This is a genomic window from Vibrio sp. SBT000027 (assembly GCF_963894355.1).
In the GTDB taxonomy this organism is placed as follows: domain Bacteria; phylum Pseudomonadota; class Gammaproteobacteria; order Enterobacterales; family Vibrionaceae; genus Vibrio; species Vibrio splendidus.
In genome coordinates, this window is the sequence record NZ_CAWQGD010000004.1 from 537,347 (window position 1) to 551,866 (window position 14,520).

The following is a 14,520-nucleotide window of genomic DNA, read 5'->3' on the forward strand; positions in this document are numbered from 1 at the left end:
GTTGAGCATGCTCACTTACATCCGTAAGCTCCGCGTGCTCTCCTAGAATTTCAAACGACTACTTTGAAAAATACGATTTGAAAGGCTCCTCGATAGGAGCCTTTTTTACGTTTGAAGATTAGCTGTCTGAGTAATAAGGAGCGGGTACTAAAAAGGGCTGATGTTTGCACATCAACCCTTTGCTGTTTGTTGGTATCGGTTTTACTTTTTGATGCTCAGTAAAGTACCTGACTTACATCTAAACGAGTAGTAGCTGCGGCTCTCGTTGAATTTGCCTAAGCCTTCGCCATCGCAGTAGTCGATGTTGATATCACGCATTACTTCTAGTGTATCTTCGCTGTTCAAAGCGAATTTAGAACCATCAGAACAGACGATACGAATTCGCTCATCATGGCTTACTGAGTAGATATCGACTTCGGTATTACACAGCTCAAAAGAGGCTTCACGAAAGTTGTCTTGCTGTGTATTTGAAGCGCAACCTGCAGTCAGTGTTGCAGCGAAAACTGCCAAAAGTCCGAGTCTTTTCATTGTTAATCCTTCGCTATCATCAGATTGGGTGATGAGTTTTATATGCTATTTGAGGTAGCCTATACAACAATACGCTTCGGTTCAAGGAGCGTTCGTTGACTCTAAGATATAAAAGTATAGATGTAGACAGATAATTTATAACTGGTTAACTACATGTTTATCCAATACGTATCACCAATAAAAAAGACCAACACTGAGGTTTAATGCCGATCGTTTAAGAAGACTTGAACGATCTTGCAGTTAGCAGATAATCCCCATCAACAACGTTGATGGGGATTTTTTATGCTTGAACAAGAATTAGCAATGGCACACGAGACCATTGAAGATGCCGACAATTATGAATCTGTCGTCGACGCCATTCAGATTGAGTGGATAGAACAAGCTCTTCTTGAAACCAATAAAGCGAGCATAAGACGACGCCGACTTCCCGCTCAGCAAGCTGTCTGGTTAGTTATTTGGATGGGGCTGCAACGCAACATGTCTATCAAAGAGGTATGCAGTTCATTAGACATTGCACTTCAGCCTAAACCTGAAGATAGCTGGTCTCGTGTTGCGCCCAGTGTCCTAACTGATTCACGCCGACGTCTAGATGAGAGTCCGTTAGCGGCTCTGTTTCACACAACGGTAAAGGCTTGGAACGGAGATATCCTTCAACAAGATAAGGACTTAGAGCTTAATGTTCTTGCTGTCGATGGAACAACATTTAGGTGCCAAGATTCCCCAGAGAACGCTGAAGAATTTGGGTTCATCTCTAAAAAATTGAAACCTTATCCTCAACTTCGTTTAGTCGCTTTGATGTCAACAGAAACACGAATGATTATGGGTGCGGCTTTTGATGGCTGTCATGTCGGTGAAACGACCTTAGCTAAGCGTCTATTCAATGATATCCCCGCACATTCATTGACCTTATTTGATCGTTGTTATTTCTCGGCAGACCTCTTGTTGTCGTGGCAAGAGAGTGCGGAAAATGCTCACTGGTTAATGCCTGCAAAACGTAAGCTACGCTATGAAGTGTTGGAGAAATATGCGGAGAACGACATGCTCATCTCAATGCCCATCTCTCCTCAAGCTCAACGGCAGAATCCGAATTTACCCGCACGTTGGGAAGCCAGACTAATCCTATATCAAGAGCCAAAAGGTGAGATAAAAGGTTTTATTACTTCACTTACAGACCCTAGTAGATACTCGCTAGAAAGCCTGCTGCGTATTTATTGGCAACGCTGGGAGATAGAAGAAGGTTATGGTGAAATTAAACAGACTCAACTGCAAAGTCACGTCACTTTACGAAGTCGTTTTTCTGCCGGTGTGAAGCAAGAGCTTTGGGGCGTATTACTTGCCTATAACTTAGTGCGATTAGAGATGGTTAAGATAGCCTCAGAAGCCGGGGTTCGAGCGACTAGGGTCAGTTTTACCGCCGCAATTAACCTTATTGATGCGCAATTACGTTGGTTAGCTTTAAGTCCAGACGGAACTCTACCTGTAAAACTGAAAAGGATGAGAGACAGTTTGAGTCACTTCATTCTTCCAGATAAAAGAAAGGACCGAACGTTTCCACGTTCAGTCCTCTTTGTCCCAGCCAAATATCCGTTCAGGTTCAAGCAATAATGCTTATCCGAACGGCATTAAACACTGAGGTTGGCCTTTCAAAATCAAGTTTGTTTTTAATGACTATCGAAACTGTTTGGCTTCTGGAAGGAACTCAAAACCAGCAGACGCAAGTTTAGCGATCAATGCTGCTTTGTCGATTTCGTAGAAGTTGACCACTCGATCCAAGTCACCACCGAAGTCGTCACGCAGTTTCATGTTGACGATACTCATCAACATCACTGGATCCATCTTTTCAAAATTAGCGAGGTTCATATTAGTCCTCGAAATCTGAGATCAGCAGATTGGCTGCGGCAAATGCAGCGCGATCACGTGCTTCTTTAGGAAGAGATTCATCTGCAGCAAGGTCATTCAATGTTTTTACCGCGCAGGTGATCGCTTTAGGGATATAGCCTTGGTCGCCACTGCCAATTTGAGAATACAGTTCACGCACCAAATCACAACAATCGTATACTTTCATTTTTATACCTAACCAAATGATAACTGATCTCAATATACACATAGAGATAAGCAAAAACAAAGTGGATCTGGTTAAGTTCAGAGTTAGTTTGTTCTTGCTCAATATCTCATTCTGTTAATGCTCAGCGTATCACTTTGCTAGTCTGCTACTTAGCGTGTATTTGCGGCTTAGCATGATATTTATTGATTAGCCTAATATTGACCGCTTAACCAGATATTTGCTGTTCAAGTTGATAAGTAACTTCATCTGCAAGGTTGAGTTGCTTAGCTAACTCTTTGAGGTAGGCCTTCTCCATAAAATTCTGCTCGTCAGCCACAATCAAAGAGGCTAAGTAGATCTCACTCGCTTGTTGAGGTGAAGTTGCGAGCTGAGCAATCTCACTTGGGTCGAGTGGCTTGTGCAGTTCTTCAGAGACCAGTTTAGTCAGTTGATAGTCCGCGCCCATATTTTCGACCGCTTGCTCGATCTTTGCCATCTCCTCCTCATCGACATGACCATCGGCTTTGGACGCAGCAATCATAGATCTTAGAATCAGCACACTATGGTTTGAGTCGTTCTCATCAAATTGAGCTTGTTCGGCATTCGGTGTTTGGCCTTGTTTAGACTGATAGTCGTTATAGACTTTGTAAGCGAGAGCGCCAAGTGCTGCTGCGCCACCAATACCAGCGGCTTTCTTACCCATTTTCTTGGTTTTCTTCGAGCCCATTAACGCACCTAAGAGTCCTCCGCCAACTGCGCCTGCACCGAAGGCTCCGAGCGTGCTTTTGTTGATACTCTTGCCATTGCTGCCTTGAGTTAGGCCACTTAAACTTGAAGACCCTTGTGAAAGTTTCTGAGTGCCTTGTTTAACGAGATCTGATTTAAGTGCTTGGTTCAGTAAGCTTTTGATATCCATCGATACCTCCAATGGTGAGCATGTCCAAAAAGTTGATGACACCAATATACGGATTTAAAGATGAACAGGGGATTAACTTACGTTATTTACTCTACTGATAAATAGAAGGGAGTTTGAAGCGAAATGACAGGCACAAAAAAGGCCACCTAATGGCAGCCTTTCAATGTTTATCTAGCGAGTAACCAATTATTTAGTCAATACAGACTTATTCAGTTACTTAATTACTAAGCTAGTTGAGCTTTAAGGTGCTCGATAACCGTGTCCATTGCGATAACTTCTTTATCACCAGTACGACGGTTTTTGTATTCGAAGTTACCTTCGTCCATGCTGCGATCGCCGATAACGATAGTGTGAGGGATACCCACTAGCTCGATATCTTTAAACATAACACCTGGGCGCTCTTTACGGTCATCGAATAGTACTTCGATACCCATAGCCGTTAATTCAGCGTATAGCTTCTCAGCGGCTTCTTTAACGCGCTCAGATTTGTGCATGTTCATTGGTACGATAGCAACTTGGAACGGTGCTAGTGCATCTGGCCAAGTGATACCGAATTTATCGTGGTTTTGTTCGATAGCTGAAGCAACAACACGTGAAACACCGATACCGTAACAACCCATTTCTAAGATTACACTCTTACCATCAGGACCAAGCACGTTACAGTTCATTGCTTTAGAGTAAGTATTACCTAGTTGGAAGATGTGACCAACTTCGATACCGCGCTTAAGCTGGATAGTACCTTGACCACATGGGCTTAGGTCGCCTTCAACAACGTTACGTAGGTCTTCAACTTGAGCAAGCTCTACGTCACGACCCCAGTTGATGCCAAAGTAGTGCTTACCGTCTACGTTTGCGCCAGCGCCGAAGTCACTCATTACAGCTACAGAGCGGTCAACGATGAATGGTAGCTCTAGGCCAACAGGACCTAGTGAACCAGGACCTGCACCAACAATTGCACGGATTTCTTCTTCAGAAGCCATCTCGAGTGGAGAAGCAATTTGTGGAAGATTCTCTGCTTTCACTTCGTTAAGCTCGTGATCACCACGGATGATCAGTGCGATGATGTCTGCATCTACTTCATCAGAAGCTTTAACGAATAGAGTCTTAACTGTCTTCTCGATTGCTAGACCGTGCTGCTCTACAAGCTCTGCGATTGTTTTTGCGTTTGGCGTATCAACCAGTTCCATCTCTTGAGTAGGCGCTGCAACTTCTTCAGTAGGAGCTAGTGCTTCTGCTTTCTCGATGTTCGCTGCGTAATCAGATTCAGAAGAGAATGCGATTAGGTCTTCGCCGCTTTCAGCAAGAACGTGGAACTCTTGAGAGCCGCTGCCGCCGATTGCGCCAGAGTCTGCTAATACTGGACGGTATTCAAGGCCCATGCGGTCGAATGCTTTACAGTAAGCATCGTGCATCGCTTGGTAAGATTTTTCTAAGCCTTCTTTGTCGATATCAAAGCTGTACGCATCCATCATAGAGAATTCACGTGCACGCATTACGCCAAAACGAGGGCGGCGTTCATCACGGAATTTAGTCTGGATTTGGTACAGGTTTAGAGGTAGCTGTTTGTAAGAGCTGATCTCGTTACGTACTAGGCTCGTCACTACTTCTTCAGCTGTTGGGCTAAGAACGAAAGGACGAGAGTGACGGTCTGTGAAACGAAGTAGCTCAGGACCCATCTTTTCAGAACGGCCAGTCTCTTCCCAAAGCTCAAACGGTTGAACTACGGGCATCAAGATTTCAACGGCACCTGCATTATCGATCTCTTGGCGAACGATATTTTCGACTTTACGCAGTACACGTAGACCAGTAGGTAGCCAAGTATATAAACCTGAAGCTAGCTTACGGATCATACCTGCACGTAGCATCAGCTGGTGGCTGATAACTTCTGCGTCGTTTGGAGTCTCTTTCAGAGTAGAAAGAAGGTAGTTACTGGTACGCATTCTATGGTATCCGTTTCATCATTGATAAAAGAAAACTTGCTGTCGTTTGTGACCACAGCAAATCTGATATAGCCGCATATAATATCAGCCTATTTGGGATCTCAAAAGCGTTCAATGTCGGTAACATTGATGAAAAGCGTTTCAACAACGAATTTCACGTTAAGATCGAACAAATTTACCGCATATTCTTTACTGTCTGGCTTGCCTTTCTTATAGGCGGGTCGTGGATCTTGGCCTAGCACTTCTTTGATCACCTGAATGATATGGCGCGCCTGTGGGTGACCAGACAGCTTACTTTGGGCTTGCTGCGAGAAGTTCACATCTAACACTTCAGGTTCATCGGAGGCAAACCCTCCTCGTGCATCGGGAATTGAATCCGAGTAGGGGATATAAGGTTTGATGTCGATGATAGGTGTGCCATCAACGAGATCAACACTGCCCAAGTCCAACCAAGTTTGTCCCTTTTCTTGAGATACACCTTTGAGCTTAACCGCGGACATGCCAATTCCATTCGGCCTAAAGGTGGCACGAGACGCGAAGACACCAATACGTTCATTCCCGCCAAGGCGAGGTGGTCTCACGGTTGGTTTCCAGCCTGCTTCAAGGTTCTTATCGAACAAAAACAACAACCACACATGGCTAAATTGCTCAATATCTCGAACAGACTCAAGGCAGTTTGCTGCGTCAACCAACCTGACTCTTGAGGTGGATGTTGGCACCAATCTAGGCTGCCTGGGTACCGCGAACTTCTCTTTATAGGGAGACTCTATAAAGCCAATAGGTTCAATGGAGTACATGAGTGGACGTTCTCTAATTACGATCTATGGCGGAAAAATATCATAAAATCGCTTGTTTTTCTTTTGATAATAATTATCATTTGATATGTTATAACGTATCAATTTAAATGTTTAGGGAAATACAATGAAACCGAATATCCACCCTGACTACCGCACAGTGGTGTTCCACGACACCAGTGTTGATGAGTACTTCTTGATTGGCTCAACGTTGAAAACAGAACGTACTATCGAATGGGAAGATGGCAATACTTACCCTTATTTCACGATTGAAGTGTCTGCAAAGTCGCACCCTTTCTATACGGGTAAACAGCGAGTGCTACATAAAGAGGGACGTGTTGCTAACTTTACTCGTCGCTTTGGTCAATTAGGTAAGGGAGCGAAATAGAATGAAAGTTGTAAAATCACTTAAAAGTGCGAAAAGCCGTCATCCAGATTGCCAAATAGTAAAGCGCAGAGGCCGTCACTATGTCATCTGTAAATCCAACCCGAGATTCAAAGCGGTTCAAAAATAGTCAGTCAAATTGATGTGACACGAGTGTAAAAACGAGGGGAAAGTCAAACTTCATTCATTTGTCTGTTTTTCTTTTCCTTCGAGAGGAACCTTGCAGAATATTGCGTGTTAAATTAGCGTATGCTGTGTTTTATTTTCAAATGAATCAATGAGTTATATCGCCAGTTATTTTTGTAGTGAATGTGTTCTTGTGAATTATAAATCTAGTTTTTGTATTTAATGTAGATTTATTTGCTAATTAATTGTTCTTATAGAGTTAAAAGTAGTCATTTGTTACACATTTTGTAACATTTTGAATTTCTAATTGATAATTTTGTCGCGTACTCTGCGCTGGCAATTTGAACATTTTTGTCACAATTGCACAGGAATCACTACAAGGAGGGAACTGATGAGTTCATCAGCTTCAATAAAAAACAACTCGCCAAAGAAACCAATTTTTACCCGCTTTCTCGATGGCGTTGAATATTTGGGGAACCTTTTACCCCACCCAATCACTCTTTTCGCAATCTTCTGTGTCGCAATCCTAGTCTCTTCAGGAATTGCTGGTTACTTCGAAGTATCTGTAATGGATCCTCGCCCAGAAGGTGCTAGCGGTCGTGCTGCTGATGGCATGATCCACGTTGTAAGCTTACTTAATGCTGAAGGCTTACAACTCATCGTAACGAATCTAGTTTCGAACTTTGTTGGCTTTGCGCCACTTGGTACTGTGCTTGTTGCAATGCTAGGTGTTGCGATAGCTGAACACTCAGGTCTATTATCTGCGGCAATGCGCGGCATGGTAATGGGCGCATCTCAGCGCATGGTTACTGTAACCGTGGTATTTGCCGGTATTATCTCTAACACGGCTTCAGAGCTAGGTTACGTAGTACTTATCCCTCTTGCAGCAATGCTTTTCCACTCATTGGGTCGTCACCCATTAGCAGGTCTAGCGGCAGCATTTGCTGGTGTATCTGGTGGTTATTCTGCAAACCTACTTATTGGTACGGTTGATCCACTGCTTTCTGGTATTACAGAAACAGCGGCACAAATGCTTGATCCTTCTTACTCTGTTGGCCCTGAATCAAACTGGTACTTCATGTTTGTTTCGACCTTCTTTATCTCGATTGCCGGTGCATTGGTAACAGAGAAGATTGTTGAACCTAAGTTAGGTAAATATAACGATGAAGACGCATCTGAAGATCTTTCAAATGACTCAATGGGTAAGCTTACTGCAATTGAGAAGAAAGGCCTTAAGCTAGCGGGTGTTGCTGTATTAATCGTGAGTGCACTTTTAGCTTGGACTGTGGTTCCTGCTGACGGTGTTTTGCGTTCAGAGGCAGGTACGATTTCAGGTTCTCCATTCCTGAAAAGCATCGTCGCGTTTATCTTTGTATTCTTTGCTATTCCTGGCTTTGTTTACGGCAAAGTTACTGGTTCAATGAAGAATGACCGTGATGTGATTAATGCAATGGCAACGTCTATGTCTTCAATGGGCATGTACATTGTTCTTGTATTCTTTGCTGCGCAGTTTGTTGCTTTCTTTAAGTGGACGAACTTTGGTCAAGTAGTCGCTGTAGGTGGCGCAACATTCCTTCAGGATATTGGCCTAACGGGTCCAATGTTGTTCTTCGCATTCATCCTAATGTGTGGCTTCATTAACCTGATGATCGGTTCAGCTTCTGCACAGTGGGCAGTAACAGCGCCAATCTTCGTTCCAATGCTAATGCTAGTAGGCTACGCACCTGAAACGATTCAAGCGGCTTACCGTATCGGTGATTCAACAACGAACATCATTACACCAATGATGAGCTACTTCGGTCTTATCCTTGCCGTAGCAACTCGCTACATGAAGAACCTAGGTATCGGTACACTGATCGCGACCATGTTGCCTTACTCAATGGTATTCATGTTCGGTTGGAGCATCTTGTTCTACCTATGGGTATTCGTATTTGGTCTACCAGTAGGTCCAGGCGCTGCAACGTACTACACGCCTTAGTGAACGGTGATAGGCGAACATTTCGATTCGCTTATCAACTGAATAAAAGACGAGATACCAAAGAGCCTGCATTGATGTAGGCTCTTTTTGTTTTAGTCAGTAAACTTACAACCCCGCAAACCGATAGGTAACGCCTAGTTCAAATGACCAGCCTAAATCTCGTTGTATCAACGCGCTGTCGCTGTCGTGATGAATTAAGTCTGCTCGAGCGATACCAATCCAAGTTGGCGTGAACTCATAGAGCCCGATTAACCCCGCTTGATAAACAAACGTTGACCCTGCATCAAACTGGTTTAACCCTGAGGCAGAAGCTTCGGTGTTAGAAATACCATAAAGGTGATTGGACAGTTTCTTGTCACGATAATCGATCTCTAGGTAGGGCGTAATGGTGAATGGCTGCGTCCAGGTTTCTAATGTTCTGCCTAAGTGAAGCTGAACTTCGTAGCCGCTATGTTCTGAAGTCACATCGTGTAAGTAGGTAAGTCGTGCGCCTACCGTACCTAACGTTATCCCCAGCTCTCCATTACCATCTCTGTCTTGAATGCCATTAGGTAGGTCCACAAAAGTGTCTGACACCTCAGCAAAGCGCCAATTTCCAGATAGCCCCACATAAGGGAGCAGTTGCCAATTGGCTAAGCTACCATCGATAAAGCCTTTCGGTCCTGAATAGAATAGGTTGGGTGTCGCGCCAAATTGAGGGGCACTTTTAGTCGAGAAAACACTTTCACCATAGGTGATGCTGCCTCCGATGATTCCGTACTCTTGATCAGCAAAGTGCTCATCGGCAAAGCTTTCATCAGCAAAAGAAAGTTGGGTGTTACCAAAAAGAATGGATAGTGAGAGGGCTATTTGGCGAATCATAAGCAATACTCCGTTATTGTAATAAATATCAAGAACGGAGTATGTCGATTAAAATTTCATCGGGGCTATAGCGACTAAATGACGACTTCTAAAGTTGTCGTCATTAGAAAGGCTGTGGCTAGCGTTTAGCTAACAGGCGATCGAGGTGGTTTGCGAACTCACGACGGTCGGTTTGAGAAAGGGTGCTTGGTCCGCCAGTTTGGATGCCGCTTGAACGCATAGTATCCATAAAGTCACGAATGTTGAGACGCGCTTTAATGGTCTCTTTGGTGTAAAGCTCGCCGCGAGAGCTTAAAGCAAGCGCACCTTTGGTGATCACTTCATCAGCCAGAGGGATGTCAGAGGTAATCACGAGATCGCCGGGTTCAGTGCGTTTTACGATTTCATCATCTGCAATATCAAACCCGCTTGGCACTTGAATTGAGTGAATGTTATTGCGTTTAGGAACGGGAACCAAATGGTTCGCGACAAAGGTACATTCCACCCCTGTGCGTTCAGCTGCGCGTACGATTGTTTCACGGATAACCTTTGGACAAGCGTCCGCATCAACCCATATCTTCATAGTGTTCTATTTCTCTGTTAGCTTATTTATCGGTCAACTTATTGCTCAGTTGCCTTATTGCTCAGTTGCCTTATTGCTCAGTTGCCTTATTGGCCAGTTAACTTATTGCTCAGTTAACTTATTACTCAGTTAATTTGGCTTCAAGCGTGGCAACGCGAGCGGTAAGTTCAAGGACTTGCTTTTCCAGTTGGCTAACACGATCAAGTGCCGGCTCTTCTTGTGTCGCGACTTCCACTTTAGGTACGCGATTCGCACTTTTCCAGCTCTTGATAGTTGTGATCAAAGCAGGCATCGGCACAGATGTGCTCATACGAGCTTTAACTAAAGCAACTGTCGGCTCTTTCCCTTGTGCTTGCAGTCCTTCAAGCACTGATTTCAACTCTTCAGACACATCTTTTGTCAGCATGTTGACCTCCATTTTTAGTCTTTGGTCATTTTACTCGCTCCGGTGAATGATAGCGAATCATAAAACCGCCCATAGCTTGTGAGAGATCTCTTACAAAGGCTGTGAGATAACACGAATACATCACTAGAGAGATTTAAGTGCATATGGCTAAGCTTTTGAATTTTAATTGTTTTATATAATTAACAACTTTATTGAATTGAAAGTGTGATGCAAATCTATTGTCCAAAATCCTAAATCGCGTAAATTAAACCTTGTCGGAAGGATTCTGACACGGAACAGGAAAGCACCAAGGATTTGGTTATCTTCAGGATGAAGATTTGGTTACTTAGGATTGAGTAGTCAAGCATGGAGCGTAAGGACATTGTAGGGATACAGCCAGTTAACAGGAAGTTAGCTGCAACGGAATGACAATGGACACCTTTAGGATTTAAAGGGTTGGATTAGCATCAGGACGATGTAAAGGACACCGCTCACGGAACAAGTGATGTGCGCTAACTAGGATTGTTAGCTTTCAGGATGATTGGACACCGCTAGGACGGCGAAGTAAAGGAAAGAGCTGAAGGATTACAGCCACTATTATGGATGATGCATGGAGCATTTATTAGTAGCCGGACTGCTGCGAGTAAGACCCTAGCCCTGACACTTCGGTGTCGGGGCTTTTCTTTATCTGAGGCTTTTCTCTATCTAGGGGCTCTTTTTAATCGAGAGCTTTTTCATCTAAGAGCGCAACATCTGCTTTTCTGCTAATGGTCAACACAAGGAGTGTTTTATGACGATAGCAACCTCAAGAACGCTGTTGGTACCTTATACCGAACAGCTACAACACGACTTTATCAAGTTGAATTGCTGCCCAATTAATCGTGCTGAAATGAACGGGCCGCATTCGATTGCCTCTGCAAAACACCTATTTCAAGAAATATTGAACGACAACGTCGGTTTTTGTCGTGCCATTATCCATAACCAAACCCGCGAATACCTCGGACATTTGTTTGTTTCGTCTGAGGAAGGGAAGCATGAACTGGGATTTATTCTAGACAAGGAGTTTTGGAATCAAGGCCTTGCTAGCGAAGTGCTAAAACCTTTCTTCAGTTTGGTGTGTTTTGAAGAGCACTTAACGAATGTGGTTGCGACCGTTAATGTCGGTCATAACCCATCGATTAAGTTACTCGAAAAGTTAGGCTTTGCATTTAAAGAGACCAAACAAGATCAGTTTGGCCCTTATCATGAATATAGTTATACCGCGTATTGCGACGTTACATTCTATGAGGCTGTAGCTCAAACCGCATAGAGCGGAAACCCACCATGGTCAGTTTTCCTTGGTACAGGTCATCACCCAATGCCGAAAACTCAAATTGGTACACAGTGTGCCAGCGCCAAATGGTGGTTAGCTCATGGCGCATCTTAAATTTATGACCACTGAAGGCAACGCTTAATAGTTGCAAGTCGAGCTCTTTACATTTTCTCGCAATGGCAGTTTTCGCAAGCTCTGATTGCCTGCGCTGCTGCCAAAAGAAAAAGCAAAAGAAGCACAGCATCAAAATAGCCAATAAGTTATCTATCATTTAATCCATACTTCCTTTTATCTCTCTATTCCAATCGTGTTTTGAGCATGCTCTTACGAGCTATTGGGCTTGTTTTTACGAGCTATTGAACTGGTCCGTTACTTGAGCCAGCATGTGCTTCAGTTAATCCGGTATTGATTTACCCTACTATTGAGACTTAGCCGCTTGTTGTAACTCAATCAATGCGTTGGCGAGCTCAGGTGATGGGTTCGAATTCAACAAGGGTAAAAATACCATTCTTAGTGTCGGAATCATCACTAAATCTGCAAATAACTGATTGAACAGGTTTTGATTGCCCGTTTGTGCGAGACGTAGCAAGAATTGCTCAGCTATCGCGGGGTCTTGTAGCGCATGCCAGCTGCGACCCGCTAAACCAATCAACACTTCTTGGTGGCTCAAGCGTGGGCTAGCCAGAACTTGGTTAATGATGTTATTCGCGATCCCTTGTTCTGCACCGGAAAGGGCACGAACCAAGGCTGAAAGTAAGAACAAATCAGGCTCTTTACTAGCGATCTCATTCTCTGCAAGCTCTTGTAAGCGTTGCGCGAGTTTGTCATTGATTTGTGTATGCTCAAGCGCACCTAGCGTCGCGTATAGCGGTTCTGATGGCAGCTTATTGATGGCTTTGCGAATAGAGACACCGTTTTGTTGGCTGCCTAAACGCGCACACATATCGGTGATGCCTTGTAGTCCAACCGTTTTCCAGTTATCCCAGCCTAGCTCGCCAGTGAAGTAATGCTGAGCGTGCTCGTAATATTGGCTCGTGGCAAGGTCTAAACCTGCTCTTACTTGGCTATGGAATACGGCCATTTTGTCTTCAGAAGGTTTGAAGGTATAAGGGTTGTTTGACAGCTTTTGTTGTTGCTCTTCGCTGATATCACCGTTCAAACGCGTGCCCATTGCTTCGATAACAAACTTAAGAAAATTACCTACATCGCCTTGATGCAGTAGGCCTCTTTCGTCTAGCTTGAATTTTAGAAACCAAATCCATGGCTGTTTGTGTTCGTTCCAGTAGCTAATGGCTAAGTGAGCTTGTTTCTGAAGTGGAAACGGGTATGGCTGTTTCCCCTGCTCAACATCAGAGAATAGGGTGTTGTCGATCTTCTGGATACGGCGACCGAGGTCGTAGATATCGTATTGGCAACCGCTATTCTTTAGCAACTGAGTGAGCGTGTGAATCGTTTCCATAGTAATAAAGCTCCTAACTTTCTTTCCTAAATAGATGGTACTCTATGCCCCAATTTCAAGGTCACTAGATAAATAACTTGGTGAAAAATGACAGCAGCCACAAAGTTACCTCTTTTACTTCAACAATTAGAACAACAAATGCGCCAATGTTCCCTATGGAGCGATGTTTCACCTTCGGATGAAGCTCTGGCGAGCGTTGAGCCTTTTGCGATTGACTCGCTACAGCCAGAAGAGTGGTTGCAGTGGATCTTTATCGTAAAGATCAACGCAATGATGGATGCACAAATGAGCCTACCGAGAGGCTTTGCGATTCATCCTTATTTTGGTGAGGTATGGAAAAATGAGGCAGATAAAGCTGAACTGCTAGTGACGATTCAGAGTATTGATGAGGTGTGTGCGTAATGTTAGAGATCATTTATCAAGATGAGTACTTTGTCGCGGTGAATAAGCCAGCCGGCATGCTAGTACACCGCTCATGGCTCGATAAACACGAGACTCAATTTGTTATGCAGACACTGCGAGATCAAATTGGTCAGCATGTATTTCCATTGCATCGCTTAGACAGACCGACATCTGGCGTGTTGGTGTTTGCGTTGTCGAGCGAGGTTGCTTCACAGGTGATGCCGATGTTCGCTAACCATGAGATGCAAAAAACCTATCATACGATTGTTCGTGGTTGGATAGAAGAAGGTGATACGCTCGACTACGCACTCAAGGTCGAGTTGGATAAGATCGCAGACAAGTTTGCAAAAGAAGACAAAGAACCACAAGAAGCCGTCACCGTTTACGAGCCGTTAGCGAAAGTCGAAGTGCCGTATTCAACAGGCCGTTTTCCTACCAGTCGTTATTGCTTAGTTGAGATGATGCCAAAGACAGGACGTAAACATCAACTGCGTCGTCATATGGCTCACCTAAGACACCCGATTGTAGGCGATACTTCACATGGTGATGGTAAACATAACCGATTGTTCCGTGATGATTTAGATTCACACCGTTTGTTGTTGCACGCTTCTGAGTTGCGTTTCATTCATCCTTTTACAAAGAAAGAATTAGTAATGAAGGCCAGCCTAGATGAAACGTGGTTAAGGTTATTTGAAACCTTTGAGTGGGATACCAGCTTGGTGAATGCTGAAGCACGGTCGTCTAAGTAAAGACCAGGCGTCTAGTAAACATAGAAAATAGAATAAAAATAAAGGGCTGATAGTGATATCAGCCCTTTTTGTGTCTATG

Annotated in this window: 18 protein-coding genes; 7 read left to right on the plus strand and 11 right to left on the minus strand. The window is 43.9% G+C overall.

What is annotated here, in order from left to right; genetic code table 11:
• Positions 1-201: 201 nt before the first annotated feature.
• Positions 202-528, minus strand: a complete 327-nt coding sequence (locus tag AACU28_RS12325; protein ID WP_004736794.1) for a hypothetical protein — start codon at positions 526-528, stop codon at positions 202-204.
• A 282-nt stretch (positions 529-810) separates the two neighbouring features.
• Here AACU28_RS12325 and AACU28_RS12330 point away from each other — a divergent pair, with 282 nt between their 5' ends.
• Entirely contained in the window at positions 811-2,133 is a 1,323-nt protein-coding gene (locus AACU28_RS12330; protein WP_102265968.1) for an IS4-like element ISVbsp1 family transposase, read from the plus strand.
• 63 nt (positions 2,134-2,196) lie between these two features.
• On the opposite strand, the gene AACU28_RS12335 is transcribed toward AACU28_RS12330, so the two are convergent.
• From AACU28_RS12335 to tsaA, 5 genes are all read right to left on the minus strand, one after another.
• Entirely contained in the window at positions 2,197-2,388 is a 192-nt protein-coding gene (locus AACU28_RS12335) for a DUF4250 domain-containing protein (RefSeq protein WP_010436438.1), read from the minus strand.
• A 1-nt stretch (position 2,389) separates the two neighbouring features.
• Positions 2,390-2,593, minus strand: coding sequence for a YaeP family protein (locus AACU28_RS12340; protein WP_009847436.1), 204 nt, complete (start codon positions 2,591-2,593; stop codon positions 2,390-2,392).
• A 205-nt stretch (positions 2,594-2,798) separates the two neighbouring features.
• Complete coding sequence (locus AACU28_RS12345) at positions 2,799-3,488, minus strand: tellurite resistance TerB family protein (protein WP_102449314.1); 690 nt, start codon at positions 3,486-3,488, stop codon at positions 2,799-2,801.
• A gap of 224 nt (positions 3,489-3,712) precedes the next feature.
• Positions 3,713-5,428, minus strand: coding sequence for a proline--tRNA ligase (locus AACU28_RS12350; protein WP_121603012.1), 1,716 nt, complete (start codon positions 5,426-5,428; stop codon positions 3,713-3,715).
• A 101-nt stretch (positions 5,429-5,529) separates the two neighbouring features.
• On the minus strand, positions 5,530-6,225 hold the full coding sequence (gene tsaA / locus AACU28_RS12355) for a tRNA (N6-threonylcarbamoyladenosine(37)-N6)-methyltransferase TrmO (RefSeq protein WP_017093235.1): 696 nt from the start codon (positions 6,223-6,225) through the stop codon (positions 5,530-5,532).
• Between the two features lie 124 nt (positions 6,226-6,349).
• Between tsaA and AACU28_RS12360 the strand changes: the two genes are divergently transcribed.
• From AACU28_RS12360 to AACU28_RS12370, 3 genes are all read left to right on the plus strand, one after another.
• Positions 6,350-6,610 carry a type B 50S ribosomal protein L31 gene (locus AACU28_RS12360; RefSeq protein WP_004734366.1) on the plus strand — a complete coding sequence of 87 codons (261 nt, stop codon included), beginning with the start codon at positions 6,350-6,352 and terminating at the stop codon, positions 6,608-6,610.
• Between the two features lies 1 nt (position 6,611).
• A complete protein-coding gene (gene ykgO, locus AACU28_RS12365; protein ID WP_010436457.1) occupies positions 6,612-6,737 on the plus strand; it encodes a type B 50S ribosomal protein L36 in 126 nt (41 codons plus the stop codon).
• 387 nt (positions 6,738-7,124) lie between these two features.
• Entirely contained in the window at positions 7,125-8,711 is a 1,587-nt protein-coding gene (locus tag AACU28_RS12370; protein WP_004734363.1) for an AbgT family transporter, read from the plus strand.
• Positions 8,712-8,816: 105 nt separating this feature from the next.
• On the opposite strand, the gene AACU28_RS12375 is transcribed toward AACU28_RS12370, so the two are convergent.
• The 3 genes from AACU28_RS12375 to AACU28_RS12385 all read right to left on the minus strand — a co-directional run bounded on the left by AACU28_RS12375 (position 8,817) and on the right by AACU28_RS12385 (position 10,540).
• Positions 8,817-9,572: a MipA/OmpV family protein gene (locus AACU28_RS12375; protein ID WP_121603013.1), complete on the minus strand. Its 756-nt coding sequence runs from the start codon at positions 9,570-9,572 to the stop codon at positions 8,817-8,819.
• Positions 9,573-9,690: 118 nt separating this feature from the next.
• Entirely contained in the window at positions 9,691-10,134 is a 444-nt protein-coding gene (locus tag AACU28_RS12380) for a YaiI/YqxD family protein (protein WP_004734361.1), read from the minus strand.
• Positions 10,135-10,255: 121 nt separating this feature from the next.
• Positions 10,256-10,540 (minus strand): hypothetical protein, encoded by a 285-nt coding sequence (locus AACU28_RS12385; protein ID WP_065205035.1) that lies wholly within the window; start codon positions 10,538-10,540, stop codon positions 10,256-10,258.
• 769 nt (positions 10,541-11,309) lie between these two features.
• On the opposite strand from AACU28_RS12385, the gene AACU28_RS12390 reads away from it, so the two are divergent.
• Positions 11,310-11,828: a GNAT family N-acetyltransferase gene (locus AACU28_RS12390; RefSeq protein ID WP_017095538.1), complete on the plus strand. Its 519-nt coding sequence runs from the start codon at positions 11,310-11,312 to the stop codon at positions 11,826-11,828.
• Here the strand turns inward: AACU28_RS12390 and AACU28_RS12395 are convergent.
• A complete protein-coding gene (locus AACU28_RS12395) occupies positions 11,794-12,102 on the minus strand; it encodes a DUF3301 domain-containing protein (protein WP_004734358.1) in 309 nt (102 codons plus the stop codon). The genes AACU28_RS12390 and AACU28_RS12395 overlap by 35 nt on opposite strands.
• Before the next feature lie 147 nt (positions 12,103-12,249).
• Positions 12,250-13,290 carry a DUF3549 family protein gene (locus AACU28_RS12400; RefSeq protein WP_017079398.1) on the minus strand — a complete coding sequence of 347 codons (1,041 nt, stop codon included), beginning with the start codon at positions 13,288-13,290 and terminating at the stop codon, positions 12,250-12,252.
• An 87-nt stretch (positions 13,291-13,377) separates the two neighbouring features.
• On the opposite strand from AACU28_RS12400, the gene AACU28_RS12405 reads away from it, so the two are divergent.
• Both AACU28_RS12405 and truC read left to right on the plus strand, forming a co-directional pair.
• Positions 13,378-13,692: a YqcC family protein gene (locus AACU28_RS12405; protein ID WP_017084159.1), complete on the plus strand. Its 315-nt coding sequence runs from the start codon at positions 13,378-13,380 to the stop codon at positions 13,690-13,692.
• Positions 13,692-14,441, plus strand: coding sequence for a tRNA pseudouridine(65) synthase TruC (truC, locus tag AACU28_RS12410; RefSeq protein ID WP_102494903.1), 750 nt, complete (start codon positions 13,692-13,694; stop codon positions 14,439-14,441). Before AACU28_RS12405 ends, truC begins: the two co-directional genes overlap by 1 nt.
• Positions 14,442-14,520: the final 79 nt, after the last annotated feature.